The 19615-nt window shown below is 71.6% G+C and carries 19 protein-coding genes; 12 read left to right on the top strand and 7 right to left on the bottom strand.

The window, feature by feature from the left end; translation table 11 throughout:
- Window positions 1–103: 103 nt before the first annotated feature.
- The gene (locus tag AB0412_RS34510; protein ID WP_366406562.1) at window positions 104–1153 is read right to left on the bottom strand and encodes a BMP family ABC transporter substrate-binding protein; all 1050 of its coding nucleotides are present in this window, start codon (window positions 1151–1153) and stop codon (window positions 104–106) included.
- Window positions 1154–2018: 865 nt separating this feature from the next.
- On the opposite strand from AB0412_RS34510, the gene AB0412_RS34505 reads away from it, so the two are divergent.
- Window positions 2019–3656 (top strand): phospho-sugar mutase, encoded by a 1638-nt coding sequence (locus AB0412_RS34505; protein WP_366406561.1) that lies wholly within the window; start codon window positions 2019–2021, stop codon window positions 3654–3656.
- 128 nt (window positions 3657–3784) lie between these two features.
- On the opposite strand, the gene AB0412_RS34500 is transcribed toward AB0412_RS34505, so the two are convergent.
- The gene (locus AB0412_RS34500) at window positions 3785–4498 is read right to left on the bottom strand and encodes a PH domain-containing protein (protein ID WP_366406560.1); all 714 of its coding nucleotides are present in this window, start codon (window positions 4496–4498) and stop codon (window positions 3785–3787) included.
- 113 nt (window positions 4499–4611) lie between these two features.
- Between AB0412_RS34500 and deoC the strand changes: the two genes are divergently transcribed.
- From deoC to AB0412_RS34485, 3 genes are read left to right on the top strand one after another with little or no spacing between them, the layout of a single operon-like run.
- Window positions 4612–5562 (top strand): deoxyribose-phosphate aldolase, encoded by a 951-nt coding sequence (gene deoC / locus AB0412_RS34495; RefSeq protein WP_366406559.1) that lies wholly within the window; start codon window positions 4612–4614, stop codon window positions 5560–5562.
- A gap of 5 nt (window positions 5563–5567) precedes the next feature.
- Entirely contained in the window at window positions 5568–7028 is a 1461-nt protein-coding gene (locus AB0412_RS34490) for an aldehyde dehydrogenase family protein (RefSeq protein WP_366406558.1), read from the top strand.
- Window positions 7021–7914, top strand: coding sequence for an aldehyde dehydrogenase family protein (locus AB0412_RS34485; protein WP_366406557.1), 894 nt, complete (start codon window positions 7021–7023; stop codon window positions 7912–7914). Before AB0412_RS34490 ends, AB0412_RS34485 begins: the two co-directional genes overlap by 8 nt.
- A gap of 81 nt (window positions 7915–7995) precedes the next feature.
- Here AB0412_RS34485 and AB0412_RS34480 read toward each other — a convergent pair whose 3' ends face one another.
- Entirely contained in the window at window positions 7996–8403 is a 408-nt protein-coding gene (locus tag AB0412_RS34480; RefSeq protein ID WP_366406556.1) for a hypothetical protein, read from the bottom strand.
- Between the two features lie 59 nt (window positions 8404–8462).
- Here AB0412_RS34480 and AB0412_RS34475 point away from each other — a divergent pair, with 59 nt between their 5' ends.
- Window positions 8463–9179, top strand: a complete 717-nt coding sequence (locus AB0412_RS34475) for a uridine kinase (protein ID WP_366406555.1) — start codon at window positions 8463–8465, stop codon at window positions 9177–9179.
- Between the two features lie 211 nt (window positions 9180–9390).
- Here the strand turns inward: AB0412_RS34475 and AB0412_RS34470 are convergent, their stop codons facing one another.
- The gene (locus AB0412_RS34470) at window positions 9391–10128 is read right to left on the bottom strand and encodes a SigE family RNA polymerase sigma factor (protein WP_366406554.1); all 738 of its coding nucleotides are present in this window, start codon (window positions 10126–10128) and stop codon (window positions 9391–9393) included.
- A gap of 241 nt (window positions 10129–10369) precedes the next feature.
- Here AB0412_RS34470 and afsQ1 point away from each other — a divergent pair, with 241 nt between their 5' ends.
- The 5 genes from afsQ1 (at window position 10370) to AB0412_RS34445 (ending at window position 14368) form a co-directional block, all read left to right on the top strand.
- The gene (gene afsQ1, locus AB0412_RS34465; RefSeq protein ID WP_006133375.1) at window positions 10370–11047 is read left to right on the top strand and encodes a two-component system response regulator AfsQ1; all 678 of its coding nucleotides are present in this window, start codon (window positions 10370–10372) and stop codon (window positions 11045–11047) included.
- Entirely contained in the window at window positions 11044–12744 is a 1701-nt protein-coding gene (locus AB0412_RS34460; RefSeq protein WP_366406553.1) for a HAMP domain-containing sensor histidine kinase, read from the top strand. The genes afsQ1 and AB0412_RS34460 overlap by 4 nt, the downstream gene beginning before the upstream one ends.
- Window positions 12744–13397, top strand: a complete 654-nt coding sequence (locus AB0412_RS34455) for a hypothetical protein (protein ID WP_366406552.1) — start codon at window positions 12744–12746, stop codon at window positions 13395–13397. The genes AB0412_RS34460 and AB0412_RS34455 overlap by 1 nt, the downstream gene beginning before the upstream one ends.
- Window positions 13398–13525: 128 nt before the next feature.
- On the top strand, window positions 13526–14107 hold the full coding sequence (locus AB0412_RS34450; RefSeq protein WP_366406551.1) for a VanZ family protein: 582 nt from the start codon (window positions 13526–13528) through the stop codon (window positions 14105–14107).
- Window positions 14108–14167: 60 nt separating this feature from the next.
- Window positions 14168–14368, top strand: a complete 201-nt coding sequence (locus tag AB0412_RS34445) for a PspC domain-containing protein (protein WP_260829531.1) — start codon at window positions 14168–14170, stop codon at window positions 14366–14368.
- Between the two features lie 101 nt (window positions 14369–14469).
- Here AB0412_RS34445 and AB0412_RS34440 read toward each other — a convergent pair whose 3' ends face one another.
- Both AB0412_RS34440 and AB0412_RS34435 read right to left on the bottom strand, forming a co-directional pair.
- A complete protein-coding gene (locus tag AB0412_RS34440) occupies window positions 14470–14835 on the bottom strand; it encodes an ATP-binding protein (protein ID WP_366406550.1) in 366 nt (121 codons plus the stop codon).
- A gap of 138 nt (window positions 14836–14973) precedes the next feature.
- A complete protein-coding gene (locus AB0412_RS34435) occupies window positions 14974–16131 on the bottom strand; it encodes an adenosine deaminase (protein ID WP_366406549.1) in 1158 nt (385 codons plus the stop codon).
- A 145-nt stretch (window positions 16132–16276) separates the two neighbouring features.
- Here AB0412_RS34435 and AB0412_RS34430 point away from each other — a divergent pair, with 145 nt between their 5' ends.
- Window positions 16277–17032, top strand: coding sequence for an alpha/beta hydrolase (locus tag AB0412_RS34430; RefSeq protein WP_366406548.1), 756 nt, complete (start codon window positions 16277–16279; stop codon window positions 17030–17032).
- Between the two features lie 94 nt (window positions 17033–17126).
- On the opposite strand, the gene AB0412_RS34425 is transcribed toward AB0412_RS34430, so the two are convergent.
- The gene (locus tag AB0412_RS34425; protein WP_366406547.1) at window positions 17127–18080 is read right to left on the bottom strand and encodes a LysR family transcriptional regulator; all 954 of its coding nucleotides are present in this window, start codon (window positions 18078–18080) and stop codon (window positions 17127–17129) included.
- Window positions 18081–18144: 64 nt separating this feature from the next.
- Between AB0412_RS34425 and AB0412_RS34420 the strand changes: the two genes are divergently transcribed.
- Window positions 18145–19425 (top strand): MFS transporter, encoded by a 1281-nt coding sequence (locus tag AB0412_RS34420; protein WP_366406546.1) that lies wholly within the window; start codon window positions 18145–18147, stop codon window positions 19423–19425.
- Window positions 19426–19615 lie beyond the last annotated feature (190 nt).

Below are 19615 nucleotides of genomic sequence, written 5' to 3'. Positions count from 1 at the left end.
CCTACGGCATACGAAGGGGTGGCGCACCGCTTCGACGGGGTACGGGAAGCCGAAGCTCCCGTACCCCGTCGAGCGCGCGCAACCCCGCGGGGGTCTTGCTGGGTCAGCTCGACTTGACCTTGATCTCGCCGTTGACGATCTTCTCCTTGGCCTTCGCGATGGCTTCCTGGAGCTCGGCGTCGTCCGCGAACTTCGGGTTGGAGTTCGACAGGCTCACCTCACCCGTCTTCAGATCGCCCCTGACGATACCGGTCTCGGGCTTGCCGTCCTCGACCGACTTCGCCAGGTTGTACACCGCCTTGGCGACGTCCTTCATCGCCGAGGTGAGGATCGCGTCCTTGTACTTGGCGAGGGCCTCCTGCTTGTACTGGTCGGAGTCGACACCGATCGCCCACACCTTGTTGGCGGCGGCGGCCTCGATGACGCCCTGACCGGAGAGACCGGCGGCCGCGTACACGACGTCGGCCTTCTTCTCGATCTGGCCCTCGGCGGCGGTCTTGCCCTTGTCCGGGCTGGAGAAGCCGCCCTCCTCGGCGGTCTGGGTGAGGAACTGCGAGATCACCTTGACCTTGGGGTCGGTGTCCTTGACGCCCTGCTCGAAGCCGGCCCGGAACTTGTGGATCAGCGGAATGTCCACACCGCCGACGAAACCGACGGTCTTGGACTTGGTGGCCTTGGCGGCGGCGACACCGGCGAGGTAGGACGCCTCTTCCTCGGAGAAGACCAGGTCGGCGACGTTGTCGGCCTTGACCGTGGCGTCGTCGACGATGCCGAAGGTGGTGTCCGGGAACTTCTCGGCGGCGCCCTTCACGGCGGCGGCGTAGGCGTAGCCGACACCGATGACCGGGTTGTAGCCCTGCTTGGCCAGCGAGACGAGGCGCTGCTCCTTGTCGGCGTCGGTCTCACCCTCGGTGGGCTCGACGTCTGCGGTCTTGTAGCCGAACTCCTTCTCCGCCTGCTCGAGACCGGCGTAGGCGGCGTCGTTGAACGACTGGTCGCCCTTGCCGCCGACGTCGTACGCGATGGCGAGACCCTTGTCGCCCTTGGCCTCGGAGGACGAGCTCTCGGTGGAGGTGCCGCCGCAGGCGGAGAGGGCGAGGGCCAGGGAGGCGGTCGCTGCGCCTGCGACCGTGATCCGGGAAATCCGGCGCATGTGTGGTGCTCCTAGTCGTACAAAGCGCCGGACGGTACAGCAACGGCGCTGGCTTCGCCGCAGAGTAACGCGCGTAGACCTGCAAGAAAACCCCTTCTGTCCAGCTTGTTATCCGGCCGTGCTGAAGGGGGCGGAGGGGAGCGGTCCGGTTACGGTGGGTCGCCGGGGAGGGTGCGGGTCCGGTGGGGGCGCGCGTGGCCATGCCTGCGGCGCCACCGCGGCTCCGGTGGGGGTGCGCGTAGCGCCTCATGCCGGTGGGTGAGTCGGGGCCGGGGCGGTGGTGTCCGTCCTCGGTCTGGCGCGGAATCGGTCGACTCGAGAAGCGAGGGCGCGGACGCGCCAGCCGCTGCGGGCGGACACCACCGCCCCGTCCCCTCCCCGCCGCGGGCGAGTGCGGCACGCCCACGGTGCATGGTCCCTGCCGTCGTGCGCGACTGCCGGCAGGCGACACCGGGCACAGCGACGCCCATGTGCCACGTGCCGGGCTGCTCCCGTGCGTCACACGGCGACGTGCCGTAGGGCAGGACCCACGGCAGCATCTGGCGGAACTGTGCGAGGTCCGCAGCCGTGTACGGCGGGCGCGCACCAGAGGCCGTGGGTGTGGCGCGCACGCGTACGGCGGGGAGGGGACGGGGCGGTGGTGTCTGCCCGCAGCGGCTGGCGCGTCAACAGCAGTTCCTCGTTGAGCGACCGATTCCGCGCCAGACCGAGGACGGACACCACCGCCCCGGCCCCGACTCACCCACCGGCCGTAGGCGCTACCTCAGCCCCCACCGAAGCCGCGGTGGCGCCGCAGGCATAAGACGCGCACCCCCACCGGCCCCGCACCCGAATCCCGCACGACACCACGAGAGGCTGACCGACCGTGCAAGACGATCTCATCGCACAGGCCCAGGCATGGCTCACCGAGGACCCCGACGCGGACACCCGCGACGAACTCGCCCGCCTCATCGACGCCCAGGACCACGCCGAGCTCGCCGCACGCTTCAGCGGCACCCTCCAGTTCGGCACCGCCGGACTCCGCGGCGAACTCGGCGCCGGCCCCATGCGCATGAACCGCTCGGTCGTCATCCGCGCAGCCGCCGGCCTCGCCTCCTACCTCACCAAGCACGGCCACCCCGACGGCCTCGTCGTCATCGGCTACGACGCCCGCCACAAGTCGCACGACTTCGCCCTGGACACCGCCGCCGTCATGACCGGCGCGGGCCTGCGCGCAGCGATCCTCCCCCGCCCCCTCCCCACCCCCGTCCTCGCCTTCGCCATCCGCCACCTCGGCGCGGTCGCCGGCGTGGAGGTCACCGCCAGCCACAACCCGCCCCGCGACAACGGCTACAAGGTGTACCTGGGCGACGGCTCCCAGATCGTCCCCCCGGCCGACACCGAGATCGCCGCGGAGATCCAGGCCGTCGCCTCCCTCACCACGGTCCCCCGCCCCACCGAAGGCTGGGAGACCCTCGACGACAGCATCGTGGACGCCTACCTCGCCCGCACGGACGCCGTCCTCGCCCCCGGCTCCCCCCGCACCGCCCGCACCGTCTACACGGCGATGCACGGCGTCGGCAAGGACGTCCTCCTCGCGGCCTTCGCCCGCGCGGGCTTCCCCGCCCCGGCCCTCGTCACCGAGCAGGCGGACCCCGACCCGGAGTTCCCCACCGTCGCGTTCCCCAACCCGGAGGAACCCGGTGCGATGGACCTGGCCTTCGCGAAGGCCCGGGCGACCGAACCCGCCCCGGACCTGGTCATCGCCAACGACCCGGACGCCGACCGCTGCGCCGCCGCCGTCAAGGACGGCGACGACTGGCGCATGCTCCGCGGTGACGAGGTCGGCGCGCTCCTCGCCGCCCACCTGGTCCGCCGCGGAGCGACCGGCACGTTCGCGGAGTCGATCGTCTCCTCCTCCCTCCTCGGCCGTATCGCCGAGAAGGCGAACCTCCCCCACGTCGAGACCCTCACCGGCTTCAAGTGGATCGCCCGCGCCGAGGGCATCCGCTACGGCTACGAGGAGGCCCTCGGCTACTGCGTCGACCCGGACGGCGTACGCGACAAGGACGGCATCACCGCGGCCCTCCTCCTCACGGAACTGGCCTCGGAGCTGAAGCAGGAGGGCCGCACCCTCCTCGACCTCCTCGACGACCTCGCCGTCGAGCACGGCCTGCACGCCACCGACCAGCTCTCGGTCCGCGTGAAGGACCTCGACCTGATCGCCGCCGCGATGCGCCGCCTGCGCGAACACCCCCCGACCGAACTGGCCGGCCTGCGCATCACCAAGGCGGAGGACCTCACCCGGGGCACGGACACCCTGCCGCCCACGGACGGCCTGCGCTACACCCTGGAGGGGGCCAGGGTGATCGTCCGCCCGAGCGGCACGGAACCCAAGCTGAAGTGCTACCTCGAGGTGGTCGTCCCGGTCGCCACCCGCCACGACCTCCCTGAGGCCCGCACGAAGGCCACGGCACTCCTGACGCAACTCAAGCGGGATCTGTCACAGGCAGCGGGCATCTAGATCAAAGCGGGGTGTCCCCCAAGGGACACCCCGCGCATCACCACATCACCGCAAGCAGAACCTCACGCCACCGCCGGCGGAACCTCACGCCACCGCAAGCAGAACCTCACGCCACCGCCGGCGGAACCTCACGCCACCGCGAGCAGAACCGCCAGCAACACGGCCCCAGCCCCCACCGGCCCGAGAATCTCGTACGCCCACCGCACAGAAACCTCACCCTGCGCGTCAGCCGCCCCCTGCCTCGCCTCGTGCAGCTCCCGCAGCTCGTCCATGGCCTGATCGGTCTGCGACCGCACCGGCCCCGCAGCCGCACCCTGCGAAGCCGCTCCGCCACGCCGAAACGCGCTCCCCACACTCGGGCCCTGCCCCGCGGACCGCACGTCGACGCCCTGCCCCCGCTGCGCCTGTGCCCTCATCTCCTGCCGCGCCGCCCGCTTGCGGGCCCGCAGCGACACCGGCAGCGCCCACAGTTGGTACTTCGCCCCGGCCTCGGTGAGCACCTCGTTGGAGTAGCCGGACCGCAGCTGCGCCACCTGCCCCCAGGGCAGCACGATCACCCGGAACGGGTTACGGACCCGCAGCCGGTCGCGCCCGGCGTACACGGCGGGCCGCACCGTGAAAGCCACCACCAGCGGCACCAGGAGCACGAGCGCCGCCAGCGCCAGCCACGGCGTACGCCCCTCGCCGGAGATCAGCGCGTCGATCCCGAGCCACCCCATGACGGCCAGCAGCAGCACACCGCCGGCGATGCCCGCGGGCGACCGGTACACCCGGTCCCGGTCCTGGTTCCGGTTCTCCGGCTCAGGCGAAGGCGAAGGCGACTGCGAGTCAGGCGAGGTCATGCCCCCGATTCTGCCCGACGCCCGCAAGACCGTTCGCACACACCGGCCGCCGCACGAGATCCCTCCGAGGGCTGTACAGCCGCTACGCGCGTAGATATGCTCGGCTTGTGAGCATGCCCACCACTGCACCAAAGCCTCTCGGCGACGTCACCGCGTCCGACAGCACGCTGCGCCGCTTCCTCCACGGGCTGCCCGGCGTCGACGCCGTCGGCCTGGAGGCGCGCGCCGCCTCCCTCGGCACCCGTTCGATCAAGACGACCGCGAAGGCGTACGCGATCGACCTCGCCATCTCGATGGTCGACCTGACGACGCTGGAAGGCGCGGACACCCCGGGCAAGGTCCGGGCGCTCGGCGCGAAGGCGGTCCTGCCCGACCCGACCGACCGTACGGCCCCCGCCACGGCAGCGGTCTGCGTCTACCCCGACATGGTGGCCACCGCCAAGGAGGCCGTCGCGGGTTCCTCCGTGAAGGTCGCCTCCGTCGCCACCGCCTTCCCGGCGGGCCGCGCCCCGATCGCGGTCAAGCTGGCGGACGTGAAGGAGGCCGTGGCCGCCGGTGCGGACGAGATCGACATGGTCATCGACCGCGGCGCGTTCCTCGCCGGCCGGTACATGAAGGTGTACGAGGAGATCGTCGCCGTGAAGGAGGCCTGCGGGTCCGCACGGCTGAAGGTGATCTTCGAGACCGGTGAGCTGTCGACGTACGACAACATCCGCCGGGCCTCCTGGCTCGGCATGCTCGCCGGCGCGGACTTCATCAAGACCTCGACCGGCAAGGTCGCCGTCAACGCGACCCCCGCGAACACCCTGCTCATGCTGGAAGCGGTGCGTGACTTCCGTGCGCAGACCGGCGTCCAGGTGGGCGTGAAGCCGGCCGGCGGCATCCGGACCAGCAAGGACGCGATCAAGTTCCTGGTGCTGGTCAACGAGACGGTGGGCGAGGACTGGCTGGACAACCACTGGTTCCGCTTCGGCGCCTCCTCGCTGCTGAACGATCTGCTGATGCAGCGCCAGAAGCTGGCGACCGGCCGCTACTCCGGCCCCGACTACGTGACGGTGGACTGATCACCATGACCGAAAAGACCACGGACAAGCGGTCGTCCGCTTTCGAGTACGCGCCGGCGCCCGAGTCCCGCTCGGTCGTCGACATCGCCCCGTCCTACGGCCTGTTCATCGACGGCGAGTTCACCGAGGCGGCCGACGGCAGGGTCTTCAAGTCCGTCTCGCCGTCCACCGAGGAGGTCCTCTCCGAGGTGGCCCAGGCGGGCGAGGCGGATGTCGACCGCGCCGTGAAGGCCGCCCGCAAGGCCTTCGAGAAGTGGTCGGCGCTGCCCGGCTCCGAGCGCGCGAAGTACCTGTTCCGCATCGCCCGGATCATCCAGGAGCGCTCCCGCGAGCTCGCCGTCCTCGAGACCCTGGACAACGGCAAGCCGATCAAGGAGACCCGGGACGCGGACCTGCCCCTGGTCGCCGCGCACTTCTTCTACTACGCGGGCTGGGCCGACAAGCTGGACCACGCCGGCTTCGGCGCGAACCCGCGCCCGCTCGGTGTCGCGGGCCAGGTCATCCCCTGGAACTTCCCGCTCCTGATGCTGGCGTGGAAGATCGCCCCGGCGCTGGCCACGGGCAACACGGTCGTCCTCAAGCCCGCCGAGACGACCCCCCTGTCCGCCCTGTTCTTCGCGGACATCTGCCGCCAGGCCGGTCTGCCGAAGGGCGTCGTCAACATCCTTCCGGGCTACGGCGACACGGGCGCAGCCCTGGTCGCGCACCCGGACGTGGACAAGGTCGCCTTCACCGGCTCCACGGCCGTCGGCAAGGAGATCGCCCGCACGGTCGCCGGCACCCGCAAGAAGCTCACCCTCGAACTGGGCGGCAAGGGCGCCAACATCGTCTTCGACGACGCCCCCGTCGACCAGGCCGTCGAGGGCATCGTCAACGGCATCTTCTTCAACCAGGGCCAGGTCTGCTGTGCCGGCTCCCGCCTCCTGGTCCAGGAGTCGATCCAGGACGAGCTGCTGGAGTCGCTCAAGCGCAGGCTCTCCACGCTCCGCCTCGGCGACCCGCTGGACAAGAACACCGACATCGGCGCGATCAACTCCGAGGAGCAGCTCAGCCGGATCACCTCGCTGGTCGAGCGGGGCGAGGCGGAGGGCGCGGAGCGCTGGTCGCCCGAGTGCGAACTGCCGACGTCCGGTTACTGGTTCGCCCCGACGCTCTTCACGAACGTCACCCAGGCGCACACCGTCGCCCGCGACGAGATCTTCGGCCCGGTGCTGTCGGTGCTGACGTTCCGCACCCCGGACGAGGCGGTCGCCAAGGCCAACAACACGCCGTACGGCCTGTCGGCGGGCATCTGGACGGAGAAGGGCTCGCGCATCCTGGCGGTGGCGAACAAGCTCCGTGCGGGCGTCGTCTGGTCCAACACGTTCAACAAGTTCGACCCGACCTCGCCGTTCGGCGGTTACAAGGAGTCGGGCTTCGGCCGCGAGGGCGGCCGCCACGGCCTGGAGGCGTACCTCGATGTCTGATTCCCCCCGACTCTCCGTCCTCAAGACCTACAAGCTGTACGTCGGGGGCAAGTTCCCCCGCTCCGAGAGCGGCCGGGTGTACGAAGTGACCGACGCGAAGGGCAACTGGCTGGCCAACGCTCCGCAGTCGAGCCGCAAGGACGCGCGTGACGCGGTGGTCGCCGCGCGCAAGGCGTTCGGCGGCTGGTCCGGGGCGACGGCGTACAACCGGGGCCAGATCCTGTACCGCATCGCGGAGATGCTGGAGGGCCGCCGCGACCAGTACGTCCGTGAGGTGGCCGACGCGGAGGGTCTGTCGAAGTCCAAGGCGGCCGCGCAGGTCGACGCGGCGATCGACCGCTGGGTCTGGTACGCGGGCTGGACCGACAAGATCGCCCAGGTGGTGGGCGGCGGCAACCCGGTCGCGGGCCCGTTCTTCAACCTCTCCTCCCCGGAGCCGACCGGCGTGGTCGCGGTCCTGGCCCCGCAGGAGTCGTCCTTCCTGGGCCTGGTCTCGGTCGTGGCCCCGGTGATCGCGACCGGCAACACGGCGGTCGTGGTGGCCTCCGAGAAGTCCCCGCTGCCCGCCCTCTCCCTGGGCGAGGTGCTGGCCACCTCGGACCTCCCCGGCGGCGTGGTGAACATCCTCTCCGGCCGCACGGCGGAGATCGCGGCCCCGCTCGCCGCGCACCAGGACGTCAACGCGATCGACCTGGCGGGCGCCGACGAGGTGCTGGCGAAGGAGCTGGAGATCGCGGCGGCCGACAACCTCAAGCGCGTCCTTCGTCCACAGCCTGTGGACGACTGGTCGGCCACGCCCGGCCTGGACCGTATGACGGCGTTCCTGGAGACGAAGACGGTCTGGCACCCGACGGGTTCGCTGGGCGCGTCGGGCTCGTCCTACTGACCGCCACCCCCCACACCGGAGAGCCGCGCCCCACCTCCGTCCGGGAGGGGCGCGGCTCTTCGCCTCCTGCAGCGGCCCGGATCAGCCGCGCAGCGTCTCGGTGGCCTGGCCGATCGGCTGGATGCCGCCGATCGAGTCGGCGCGGGCCACCGGGTCCGTCACCGTACGGGAGTTGACCGGCTGGAAGTCGGCGACCTGGGTGCCGACGCCGTTGCTGAGCGGGTCGAAGCCGGTGCCGTCGAGCGGGTTGGGCTTGAGATCGGTGACCGGGGCGGTGGCATGACCGACCGTGCCCGTCGCCGACTCCAGGCCGGCCTGCGGGTCGAGCTGGCCGAGCGCGCCGGAGCGGCTGCCGCTCTCGCCCAGCAGCGACTCGGAGTCCGCGGCTGCCGCCGTCGTCGCGGCGGCGCCCAGCGCCACGGACGCGGTCGCCAGGACGGCGAGGGCGCGTCGGACGGTCGACGTCTTGGGGGAGTCCTGTCGGGCCATCGGTGTGCCACCTTCTGATCTCGCTGGGTAATCAGGTCGACGCGAAGCGTAGTTGAGATGTGACGCACGCTTCAAAGCGGACCCGCAGGGTCGTACGGCGCCCGTTCGATGCCTCACACTGGTGTCCCGTGAGTTCCCAGTCGCCCATATCCGCGCGAGTCGTGCTGCTCTGCGGCCCCTCCGGCTCCGGCAAGTCCCTGATCGCGGCCCGCTCCGGCCTCCCGGTGCTGCGCCTCGACGACTTCTACAAGGAGGCCGGCGACCCGACGCTGCCGCTGCTGCCGGGCGGCTCGGCCATCGACTGGGACCATCCCGACTCCTGGGACGCGGACGCCGCCGTCGCCGCGATCGACCGCCTGTGCCACACGGGCCGTACGCACGTCCCCGTCTACGACATCTCGCTGAGCGCCCGCACCGGCGAGGACACCGTCGACATCGGCCGCACCCCGCTGTTCATCGCCGAGGGCATCTTCGCCGCGGAGATCGTCACCCGCTGCCGTGAACTGGGCGTGCTGGCGGACGCGCTGTGCCTGAACCGCGGTCCGGTGCGCACGTTCCGCCGTCGCTTCGTGCGGGACCTCAAGGAGGGCCGCAAGTCGGTGCCGTTCCTGCTGCGGCGGGGGTGGCGGCTGATGCGGCTGGAGCGGTCCATCATCGCCCGTCAGACGGCGCTGGGCGCGTACGCCTGCGACCGGGACGAGGCGCTGGGCCGCATGGCGTCCGCGGCGTGCCGCGGGCGGGCGACGACCGGCACGAGTGCGAGTACGGCCGCGTAGACGCGCGAAAGCGGGACTGGACGGACCCCCCGGCCCTCCAGTCCCGCTCCTTGCCTCCCCCGTACTCCCCCGCGCTCCCCCGTTCTCACTTCCGCGGTGACGCCCCCCGACGTCTCCCCGGCGTCCCCCGACGCCCCGCGGCCCCCCGCTTCTCCCCCGTTCCCCCGAGAGTCCCCCCGGTTCCCCCGAACCCCCCGGACCCCCCTGACCTTCAGGCGACCAGTTCGCCGAAGGCGTCCTCCTCGTCACGGCCGAAGCTGAGGACCTCGTCCTCGCGCAGCCGGCGGAGCGACCGCCAGATGCTGGACTTCACCGTGCCGACACTGATGTCGAGGATGTCCGCGATCTCCGGGTCCGTGCGGCCCTCGTAGTAGCGCAGGACCAGCATGGTGCGCTGGAGCTCGGGCAGCCGGGCGAGCGCCTGCCACAGGACCGCGCGCAGCTCGGTGCCGCGCATCGCGTCCGTGTCGCCGGCCGTCTCCGGCAGTTCCTCGGTCGGGTACTCGTTCAGCTTGCGGCGGCGCCACGCGCTGATGTGCAGGTTGGTCATGGTGCGGCGGAGGTATCCGCCGACCGCGGCCTTGTCGCTGATCCGGTCCCACGCCCGGTAGGTCGAGAACAGCGCGCTCTGCAGCAGGTCCTCGGCCTCGAAGCGGTCGCCGGTCAGGTGGTAGGCGGTGGCGTACAGGGAGGCGCGGCGCTCCTGGACGTAGGCGGTGAACTCCGCTTCCGACAGCGAGCGGCGCTCCCCCGGGTCCTCCCCGTACGCGGCTCCCCCGTGCGTTTCCCCCGTAGGCGCGTCAACCACCGTCATGTACGCGGTGTGCTGACGCCCGGTGCTGCGAGCGCACCCCCGCCCGCTCACAGCACCGGACTTCTCTCCCCCTCGGTGCACGTCGTGCAGACGCGTGATCACTGCGCTGGTGCTGGTGCTGTGCAGCGTGTTCATCCCGCGCCCCCCGTCGTGGACTTCCGGTGTCTTCGGTGCTGGCTTGCTTGTGCGGAAAATCCTGCCCGGGCGACTTCATGGCCGTGTCCGCCGACTGTCACAGAGCTGTCACAGGGGTCCGCCACGGTCCGGACACAGAACGTTCACAGGTGTCCGTGCACGTAGCCGCCCTTATGGGGGCCAGGCGGGCATCTGCGTCCACGGGTCGAACAGGGGGCCCTCCATGGGCCAGAATGAGCGCGTGCCTTCCCTGTTGCTGATCGAGGACGACGACGCCATCCGCACGGCCCTGGAGCTCTCCCTGACGCGCCAGGGACACCGGGTGGCGACCGCTGCCAGCGGTGAGGACGGTCTGAAACTGCTGCGCGAACAGCGGCCGGACCTGATCGTGCTGGACGTGATGCTGCCCGGCATCGACGGGTTCGAGGTGTGCCGGCGCATCCGGCGCACGGACCAGTTGCCGATCATCCTGCTGACCGCGCGCAGCGATGACATCGACGTCGTGGTCGGTCTCGAGTCCGGCGCGGACGACTATGTCGTCAAGCCGGTGCAGGGCCGGGTGCTGGACGCCCGGATCCGGGCGGTGCTGCGGCGCGGCGAGCGGGAGTCCAGCGACTCGGCGACCTTCGGCAGCCTGGTGATCGACCGTGCCGCCATGACCGTCACCAAGAACGGGGAGGACCTCCAGCTCACGCCGACCGAGCTGCGGCTGCTTCTGGAGCTGAGCCGGCGGCCCGGTCAGGCGCTGTCCCGGCAGCAGCTGCTGCGGCTGGTGTGGGAGCACGACTACCTGGGCGACTCGCGCCTGGTGGACGCGTGTGTCCAGCGGCTGCGCGCCAAGGTCGAGGACGTGCCGTCGTCCCCGACGCTGATCCGTACCGTGCGCGGTGTCGGCTACCGGCTGGATCCGCCTCAGTGACACAGGAGCACCAAGGGGGGTCCCGCGGCTGGTCCGCGGCACGCAAGGGAGTGTGGTCCCGGCTGCGCCTGACCAGTCTGCGGCTGCGGCTGGTCGTCGTGTTCGGGCTGGTCGCGCTGACCGCGGCGGTGTCCGCCTCCGGGATCGCGTACTGGCTGAACCGCGAGGCGGTGCTCACCCGCACGCAGGACGCGGTGCTGCGCGGCTTCGAGCAGGAGATGCAGAACCGGGCGGGTGCGCTGCCCGCGCGTCCGACGCAGGACGAACTGCAGCACACCGCGAGCCAGATGGCGAACAGCAGCCAGCGCTTCACCGTGCTGCTGATCGCCGAGAACCCCGAGGGCCGCACGGTGTACGGCAGTTCGGGCGGGCTGAACGGCTTCTCGCTGCAGGACGTCCCGGCCTCGCTGCGCGAGGCGGTCACGAAACGGCAGAAGATCTCCTCGACCAACAAGTACCCGTACCACCTGTACTGGCAGCGGATCGTCGAGGACGACACCCCCTACCTGGTGGCGGGGACACGGATGATCGACGGCGGGCCGACCGGCTACATGCTCAAGTCGCTGGAGCCGGAGGCCAAGGACCTCAACTCGCTGGCCTGGTCGCTGGGGATCGCGACCGGTCTCGCGCTGATCGGCTCGGCGCTGCTCGCGCAGGCCGCCGCCACGACCGTGCTCAAGCCGGTGCAGCGGCTCGGCGCGGCGGCCCGGCGGCTCGGCGAGGGCAGGCTGGACACCCGGCTGAGAGTGTCGGGGACGGACGAACTGGCGGATCTTTCACGGACGTTCAACAAGGCGGCCGAGGCGCTGGAGAAGCGGGTCGCGGACATGGCGGCGCGCGACGAGGCGTCGCGCCGGTTCGTGGCCGACATGAGTCATGAGCTGCGGACGCCGCTCACCGCGATCACGGCCGTCACCGAGGTCCTGGAGGAGGAGCTGGAGTTCGAGGGCGGCGGGATCGACCCGATGATCGAGCCCGCGGTGCGGCTGGTGGTCAGCGAGACGCGGCGGCTGAACGACCTGGTCGAGAACCTGATGGAGGTGACCCGCTTCGACGCGGGCACGGCCCGGCTGGTCCTCGACGACGTGGACATCGCCGACCAGATCACCGCCTGCATCGACGCCCGCGCCTGGCTGGACGCGGTCGAGCTGGACGCCGAGCGCGGTATCCACGCCCGGATCGATCCGCGCCGGCTGGACGTGATCCTGGCCAACCTCATCGGCAACGCGCTCAAGCACGGCGGTTCGCCGGTGCGGGTGTCGGTGCGCGAAGAAGGGGGCACGGGCGGCCCGGACGGCGTGGGCGACACCGGCGGTGCGGACGGGGCGGACCGGGCGCCGGACGGCGGCGCGGTGGTCATCGAGGTGCGGGACAACGGACCCGGTATCCCGGAGGACGTCCTGCCGCACGTCTTCGACCGCTTCTACAAGGCCAGCGCGTCCCGGCCGCGCTCCGAGGGCAGCGGCCTCGGCCTGTCCATCGCGCAGGAGAACGCCCATATCCACGGCGGTGAGATCACCGCGGCCAACTCTCCCGACGGCGGCGCGGTGTTCACCCTGCGGCTGCCCCGGGACGCCTCCGCGCTGACGGAGGACAAGGACGAGACCGGAAACGGCGACGGCGCCGGGGCCCGCGGCAGCGGCGGCGGCACGCGCAAGGACGACGGCAAGGGCGAAGGCGCTAAGGGGGACGCCTGATGAACGGCCTGACGAACCCGCGACGGCCGACCGGACGGCGGACGGTCCGCGGCCGGCTGCCGGGACTGCTCGCCGTCACCGCGCTCGGCGCCCTGCTCGCCGGATGCGGCATCCGCGCCACCGAGGTGCCGACCGACTTCGGTCCCGCGCCCTCGCGGGTGCGCTGCTCGCTGGGCGAGCCGGAGGTCTCCTCCCGCGCCGACCGGGGGCTGCCCGTGCAGGTGTTCCTGCTGTGCGGCTCGTCGCTGGTGGCCGTGGACCGCACGGTGCGGGTGCCGGACGGCGCGGCCGACTCCGGGCGGCGCGCGCTGATCGCGCAGGGGCTGCTCGACCAGCTCTCGGCACCGCCGTCGGCCGCCGAGAAGGAGGCCGGGTACACCACGCACGTACGGAGCGGGATCGCCGTGAGCGGACCGCGGCGCGGGGATCCGGACGACGCGCTGCGGCTGAGTGCCGCGCCCGGCGACCTCAGCTCCTCCGCGCTCGCGCAGATCGTATGCACCCTGTCCGACTCGGCGGCGGCCGAGGGCGACGGCTCGGTGATCCTGGCCGGCCCCGGCCGTGACACGCCGCGCCGCTACCAGTGCACGGACGAGGTGCGTGCCCGCCCCGGCAGCGAGCGGCCGCCGTCCTCGGAGACCACAGGGGGCTGAGACCCGCCGGTGCCTGCCGCGCGACCTCACACGCCGGACCCGGTGCCGGTGCGTTGTGGCGAATGCCTCATCGGCGGAACGGGTGACATCGCGGAACCGATTGCGCCGAAGGCCGCGTCTAGGGGGGCGTGCAGCGTCAAGGCTCCATCGGCGGCACCGCCGCGATCCGCATCCGTGTGCTGGGAGGTCTCCTCCTGGCCGCGTATCTGGCGTTCGTCGCCTGGTTCACGCTGCGCCCCCTGGACGTCCCCTGGGTGATGCCCGCCAATCTGCGGCCGCTGGACGGCATCCGGGCCGACTTCGCGCTCGGCTGGGTGGCGGGGGCCCGGCGGGTCGGTGAGGGGCTGGCGCTGCTGGCTCCGCTGGGTGTGCTGCTTCCGATGGCGGGCGGGCGGCTGGTGGTCTCGCCGCTGGGTTCACTGATCCGCACCATGGCCGCGGCGGCCCTGCTGTCGCTGGGCATCGAGATGCTGCAGACGGCGGTGCCCGGTCAGGTCGTCGACATCGACTCGCTGCTGCTCAACACCCTGGGCGCGGGTCTCGCGCACGCGGCGGTGGTGCCCGCGGGCCGTTCCTGGCTGCGCCGCCGGGCGGTACGCCGGGCCGCCACGGCCGTCCCCCGGGAGGAGCCGGCTCAGGGTCGGACCCCGACGATTCCCAGGGTCGGAATCGCCCCGTGGAGCGACGCTTTGCCCCCTTCGTCTCCGTAGCGTGGACGGCAGATGAGGCATCCGGACGGGAGGCCTCGCACCGCTCACGAAGGAGCCGCAATGTCTCGCCTCGCCCGCCCGACCAACGACCGCATGATCGGCGGAGTCTGCGCCGCGCTGGCCCGGCGCTTCGGCACCTCCGCGACCACGATGCGGGTGATCTTCCTGCTGTCGTGTCTGCTGCCGGGCCCGCAGTTCCTGCTGTACATCGCGCTGTGGATCCTGCTGCCGTCGGAGAGCAAGACGCGGACGGCCTGGTAGTCCGGTCCGCCGCGGCTCCGGTCCGCTGCCGCCGTCTCCCTGCGTGTACGCCGATGGGGCGCACCCCGAGTACCGGGTGCGCCCCATCGGGCTGTTCCGCGTCAGCCGCCGAGCGGGAGCCCGTTGACGTTGAGCCCCTTGGTGGGCAGCTGGCCCAGCGGCAGTCCGCCGAGCAGGCCCTTCGCCGGTGCCGTCGGGTCCTTGGCGACCATGTCCTTCGCGGCTTCCTTCGCGACCGGCTCCGCGGCCGTCAGACCCGTGCCGGCCAGCTCCTTGCCCGTCTCCAGCGTCTGGCCGGCGGCGGGCAGCACGGCGACGTTCTCCGCCGGGAGGGTCCGGTTGGCGGCGTCCAGGGCCGGGGCGGCGTCCGGGACGGCCGGGGCGGCGCCGGCGGCACCCGCACCGACGGCGGCGAAGGCGGCACCGAGAGCGGCGACACCGAGGGTCTTGGCAGCAGACTGCTTCATGAAAATGCGTCCTCGAATGGGATACGGGGATGTGAGCGGTCCTGTGACCGTAAACACGCGGCACCACCGGCCGCAAACATCGAAATGCGGACGGATTGTGAACGCGGACCGTGTCCCTGGTGTCGAGAAGCCTTCTCCTCAGCCCTCCTCGGCCACAGAACCGCTGGTGGAGGCGGTCTGCCGGAACAGCCATTCGGATTTCAGTTCTGCATATCCCGGCTTGATGACGTCATTGATCATGGCCAGTCGTTCGTCGAAAGGAATGAACGCTGATTTCATCGCATTGACGGTGAACCACTGCATGTCGTCGAGCGTGTAACCGAATGCCTCGACAAGATGCTCGAATTCCCGACTCATGCTGGTGTGCGACATGAGACGGTTGTCGGTGTTGACCGTGGCCCGGAAGTGCAGCCGGCGCAGCAGTCCGATCGGGTGCTCGGCGTACGAGGACGCCGCTCCCGTCTGGAGGTTGGAGCTGGGGCACATCTCCAGCGGGATGCGCTTGTCGCGGACGTAGGAGGCGAGCCGGCCGAGCTCCACCGTGCCGTCCTCACGGACCTGGATGTCGTCGATGATGCGCACCCCGTGCCCGAGCCGGTCGGCGCCGCACCACTGCAACGCCTGCCAGATGGACGGCAGTCCGAAGGCCTCACCGGCGTGGATGGTGAAGTGGTTGTTCTCCCGCTTGAGGTACTCGAAGGCGTCGAGGTGCCGGGTGGGCGGGTAACCGGCCTCGGCGCCCGCGATGTCGAAGCCGACGACACCCAGGTCCCGGTAGCGGTTGGCGAGTTCGGCGATCTCCAGGGCGCGGGCGGCGTGCCGCATGGCGGTGAGCAGGGCGCCGACGCGGATGCGGTGGCCGTTCTCCTTGGCGCGCCGCTCCCCTTGACGGAAGCCCTCGTTGACCGCCTCGACGACCTCTTCGAGGGTGAGTCCGGCTTCGAGGTGCTGCTCGGGGGCGTAGCGCACCTCGGCGTAGACGACACCGTCCTCGGCGAGGTCCTCGGCGCACTCGGCGGCGACGCGGACGAGGGCGTCGCGGGTCTGCATGACGCCGACGGTGTGCGAGAAGGTCTCCAAGTACCGCTCCAGGGAACCGGAGTCGGCGGCCTCCCGGAACCAGAGCGCGAGCTTGTCCGGGTCGGTCTCGGGGAGAGGGGAGTAGCCGGTCTCACGGGCCAGGTCGACGACGGTGCCGGGGCGCAGCCCGCCGTCGAGGTGGTCGTGCAGCAGAACCTTGGGCGCCCGGCGGATCTGGTCCGGTGTCGGGGTGTTCGCGATGGTCTGGCTCGTCATTTCCGCACTGTAACGCCTCGCCGCCCTACGCGCGTAGATGCCGGGCGGGGTGAATGTGCCGGGACGTGGGGAACACGTGCGCCGATACGTAACGGTGACCGCACGGACGGGTGGAGTACACCCGCCCTTCTGAGAATGTTCTGCCATGGCACAGCAAGCGACGCCGGTTCGCAGGGCCCGGCTGGGGAGGACGCTCGGCCCTGAGCCGACGGCGGTGAGCGGAGTGGTGCTGCTGCTCCCCGACGGCGAGGAGGCCTCCGACCGCAGACCGTCGCCCCTGCTGGCGACGGCCTCCGTACGCGCGCTGGGGCGCCGCCTCTGCCGCGCCGGGCGGGAGGAGGGGCTGGCCGTCCACGTCGTCCACTACCGGTATCGGGGCTGGAACGGCAGCGCCGCGCATCTGGCGCGTGACGGGGAGTGGGCCGCCGACGAGGTCGTACGGCGGTACGGGGACGTACCCGTGTGCCTCGCCGGGACCGGGATGGGCGGGCGCGCCGCACTGCGGGCGGGCGGACACGAAGCCGTCAACTCGGTGCTGGCGCTGGCCCCTTGGCTGCCGGAGGAGGACGTGGCGGCCTCACCCGAACCGGTGAAACAGCTCGCGGGACGGCAGGTGTTGATCGTGCACGGCACGAACGACGCACGGACCGATCCCGAGTTGTCGTTCCGGCTGGCGGCGCGGGCGAAGAAGGCGAACCGGGATGTGTGCCGCTTCGAAGTGCACGCCGATGGACACGGGTTGCATCAGTACCGGGACGAAGTGCTGGCCCTCGCCGAGGACTTCGTGATGGGAGTTCTGTTCGGGCGGGCGTTCGCGCGGCCGGTGCGGGATGCCTTGGCGGCGCCTCCGCCGCTGGGGCTGCGGATGCCGCTGGCTTCCGGGTTCGGGCGGTGGCGGTAGCGCCGTCGGGGTGTGGGGCCGTGGTCGAGTGCCGTCGGGGGGTTCGTGGTCGAGTGCCGGTCGCATGTGGCTGGTCGCGCAGTTCCCCGCGCCTCTAGGTGGGGAGCAGGCTCCCTCGCCTTGAGAGCAGGAACTTCTTGAAAGCGGCCACCGGGGGTGTGTCCGGGTGGCCTGCCAGCCATGCCAGGCCGATCTCCCGGACCGCTCGGGGAGCCGTGACCGTCAGCTCGACGACGCCCGGGCGGGGGACGGTCGGTGGGGGGAGGAGGGCCACCCCCAGGCCCGCTGCCACCAGGCCCCGGAGGGTCTCGGCCTCCTCGCCCTCGAAGGCGACCCTCGGCTTGAAGCCGGCCTGGGTGCACAGGTCGTCGGTGATGCGGCGGAGGCCGTAGCCGGGTTCCAGGGTGACGAAGGTTTCGTCGGCGGCCTCGGCCAGGCGGATGCGGCGGCGGGCCGCGAGACGGTGGTCGGCCGGGACGACCAGGCGCAGCTTCTGCTCGTCCAGGCGGCGGGCGACGAGGTCGGGGGCGTCGGGGACCGGGGAGGTCAGGCACAGGTCGAGTTCGCCCGCGCGGAGGCGCTCCAGCATGGCCTCGCCGTAGTTCTGGACCAGGCTGAAGCGGACACGCGGGTGGTCGGCGCGGAAGGCGTGCAGGAGGCCGGGGACGGTCTCGGCGCCCATGGTGTGCAGGAAGCCGAAGGCGACCTTGCCGGTGGCCGGGTCGGCGTCGGCGCGGACCTCCTCGGCGGCGCGTTCGATCTCGGCGAGGGCGCGCTCGACGGAGGTGAGGAAGGTGCGGCCGGCCGGGGTGAGGGAGAGCGTGCGCCCGTGGCGGGCGAACAGGTCGACGCCGAGGTCCTGTTCGAGACGGGCCATGGCGCGGGACAGGGTCGACTGGGGGACCTGCATCTGCTGGGCGGCGCGGGTGACGTGCTCGGTGCGGGCGACGCCGGCGAAGTGGGCGAGGCGGGGGGCGAGCAACATCGCCATGTCTTCTGTGTCACTGGACGGTGACAGTCGTTCCTGTGACCTCTGCTGATGCGGCATGGGAACGATTATGGCCATTCCATGCATTGGACGGATGAGGCGGGGCGTCCGTAGCGTCGGGGTCATGAATCCCGCCAGTACCGGGGCGTCCACCGTCGTGGGCGCCGGATCTTCTGCCGCTTCTTGTGTTGTCGACTCGCGTATGGCTCCGGGTGGAGCCGGTTACCGGCGGATGAGCTTCGCGCTCTTCCTCGCGGGGGTCGCCACGTTCGCTCTGCTGTACTCGACGCAGGCGCTGTTGCCGCTGATCTCCGGGGACTTCGGGGTGAGTGCGAGTGACGCGAGCTGGACGGTGGCGGCGGCGACGGGTGGACTGGCGGTGTTCGTGCTGCCGATGAGTGCGCTGTCGGAGCGGTTCGGGCGGCGCACGGTCATGACGGCGTCGCTGGGTGTCGCGGTGACGGTCGGGCTGGTGGTTCCGTTCGCTCCGTCGCTGGGCTGGCTCGTTGCCCTGCGGGCGTTGCAGGGGGCGGCGCTGGCGGGGCTGCCGGCGTCGGCGACGGCGTATCTCGCGGAGGAGGTGCGCCCGAAGGCGCTGGTGACGGCGATCGGGCTGTTCGTGGCCGGCAACAGCGTCGGCGGGATGAGCGGGCGGGTCATCACCGGGTGGGTGGCTCAGGAGTGGGGCTGGCGGGTCGCCGTCGGTGTGCTCGGCGTGATCGCGGTGGGGTGCGCGGTGGCCTTCCGGCTGCTGCTGCCGGTGCCGCGGCACTTCCGGGCGGGGTCGCTGCGGCCGGGGGTGCTGGTGCGGACGGTGCGGGGGCATCTCGCGAATCCGCTGCTGCGGCGGTTGTACGCCATCGGGGCGCTGTTCATGACGGTGTTCGGTGGGGTGTACACGGTGATCGGGTACCGGCTGACGTCGGCGCCGTTCTCCTTGCCGCAGGGTGTGGTGGGGTCGATCTTCCTGGTCTATCTGGTCGGGACGGTGTCGGCGTCGGCGGCTGGGCGGCTGGTGGGGCGGCTCGGGCGTCGGGGGGCGCTGTACGCGGCGGGCGGTACGACGGCGGTGGGGCTGGTGCTGTCGCTGGTGGATGCCCTGTCGCTGGTGCTGCTCGGGTTGGTGCTGATCACGGCGGGGTTCTTCGCGGGGCATGCGGTGGCGTCGTCGGCGGTCGGGAAGACGGCGACGGAGGGGCGGGCGCAGGCGTCGGCGCTGTATCAGTCCGCGTACTACGTCGGCTCGAGCGCCGGCAGCACGGTGGGCGCGGTGGCGTTCCACGGCGGTGGCTGGGCCGGGGCGGTGGGCGTCGGGCTGGTGGCGGTGGCGGGCGTCGTGGCGATCACGGTGGCGGGGTCGCGGGCGGCGATGCGCTCCGCGGGTGCGGTGGGGGTACGCGCCTGATGCCTGCGGCGCCTGCGCGGCTTCGGTGGGGGTGCGCGTAGCGCCTCATGCCGGTGGGTGAGTCGGGGCCGGGGCGGTGGTGTCCGTCCTCGGTCTGGCGCGGAATCGGTCGACTCGAGAAGCGGGTCGGCGCGGACGCGCCAGCCGCTGCGGGCGGACACCACCGCCCCGTCCCCTCCCCGCCGTGGGC

It is taken from the genome of Streptomyces sp. NPDC052012, from assembly GCF_040689265.1.
Classification (GTDB): domain Bacteria; phylum Actinomycetota; class Actinomycetes; order Streptomycetales; family Streptomycetaceae; genus Streptomyces.
The sequence above is the reverse complement of the archived record's forward strand: the minus strand, read 5'-3'. Positions and strand labels throughout refer to the sequence as shown.

What these genes read in the sequence shown, in the direction of transcription:
- AB0412_RS34510 (WP_366406562.1), bottom strand. Translation starts at nt 1,153, where the DNA reads ATGCGCCGGATTTCCCGGATCACGGTCGCAGGCGCAGCGACCGCCTCC.
- AB0412_RS34500 (WP_366406560.1), bottom strand. Translation starts at nt 4,498, where the DNA reads ATGACCTCGCCTGACTCGCAGTCGCCTTCGCCTTCGCCTGAGCCGGAG.
- deoC (WP_366406559.1), top strand. Translation starts at nt 4,612, where the DNA reads ATGCCCACCACTGCACCAAAGCCTCTCGGCGACGTCACCGCGTCCGAC.
- AB0412_RS34490 (WP_366406558.1), top strand. Translation starts at nt 5,568, where the DNA reads ATGACCGAAAAGACCACGGACAAGCGGTCGTCCGCTTTCGAGTACGCG.
- AB0412_RS34485 (WP_366406557.1), top strand. Translation starts at nt 7,021, where the DNA reads ATGTCTGATTCCCCCCGACTCTCCGTCCTCAAGACCTACAAGCTGTAC.
- AB0412_RS34480 (WP_366406556.1), bottom strand. Translation starts at nt 8,403, where the DNA reads ATGGCCCGACAGGACTCCCCCAAGACGTCGACCGTCCGACGCGCCCTC.
- AB0412_RS34470 (WP_366406554.1), bottom strand. Translation starts at nt 10,128, where the DNA reads ATGAACACGCTGCACAGCACCAGCACCAGCGCAGTGATCACGCGTCTG.
- AB0412_RS34455 (WP_366406552.1), top strand. Translation starts at nt 12,744, where the DNA reads ATGAACGGCCTGACGAACCCGCGACGGCCGACCGGACGGCGGACGGTC.
- AB0412_RS34445 (WP_260829531.1), top strand. Translation starts at nt 14,168, where the DNA reads ATGTCTCGCCTCGCCCGCCCGACCAACGACCGCATGATCGGCGGAGTC.
- AB0412_RS34440 (WP_366406550.1), bottom strand. Translation starts at nt 14,835, where the DNA reads ATGAAGCAGTCTGCTGCCAAGACCCTCGGTGTCGCCGCTCTCGGTGCC.
- AB0412_RS34435 (WP_366406549.1), bottom strand. Translation starts at nt 16,131, where the DNA reads ATGACGAGCCAGACCATCGCGAACACCCCGACACCGGACCAGATCCGC.
- AB0412_RS34430 (WP_366406548.1), top strand. Translation starts at nt 16,277, where the DNA reads ATGGCACAGCAAGCGACGCCGGTTCGCAGGGCCCGGCTGGGGAGGACG.
- AB0412_RS34425 (WP_366406547.1), bottom strand. Translation starts at nt 18,080, where the DNA reads ATGCCGCATCAGCAGAGGTCACAGGAACGACTGTCACCGTCCAGTGAC.
- AB0412_RS34420 (WP_366406546.1), top strand. Translation starts at nt 18,145, where the DNA reads ATGAATCCCGCCAGTACCGGGGCGTCCACCGTCGTGGGCGCCGGATCT.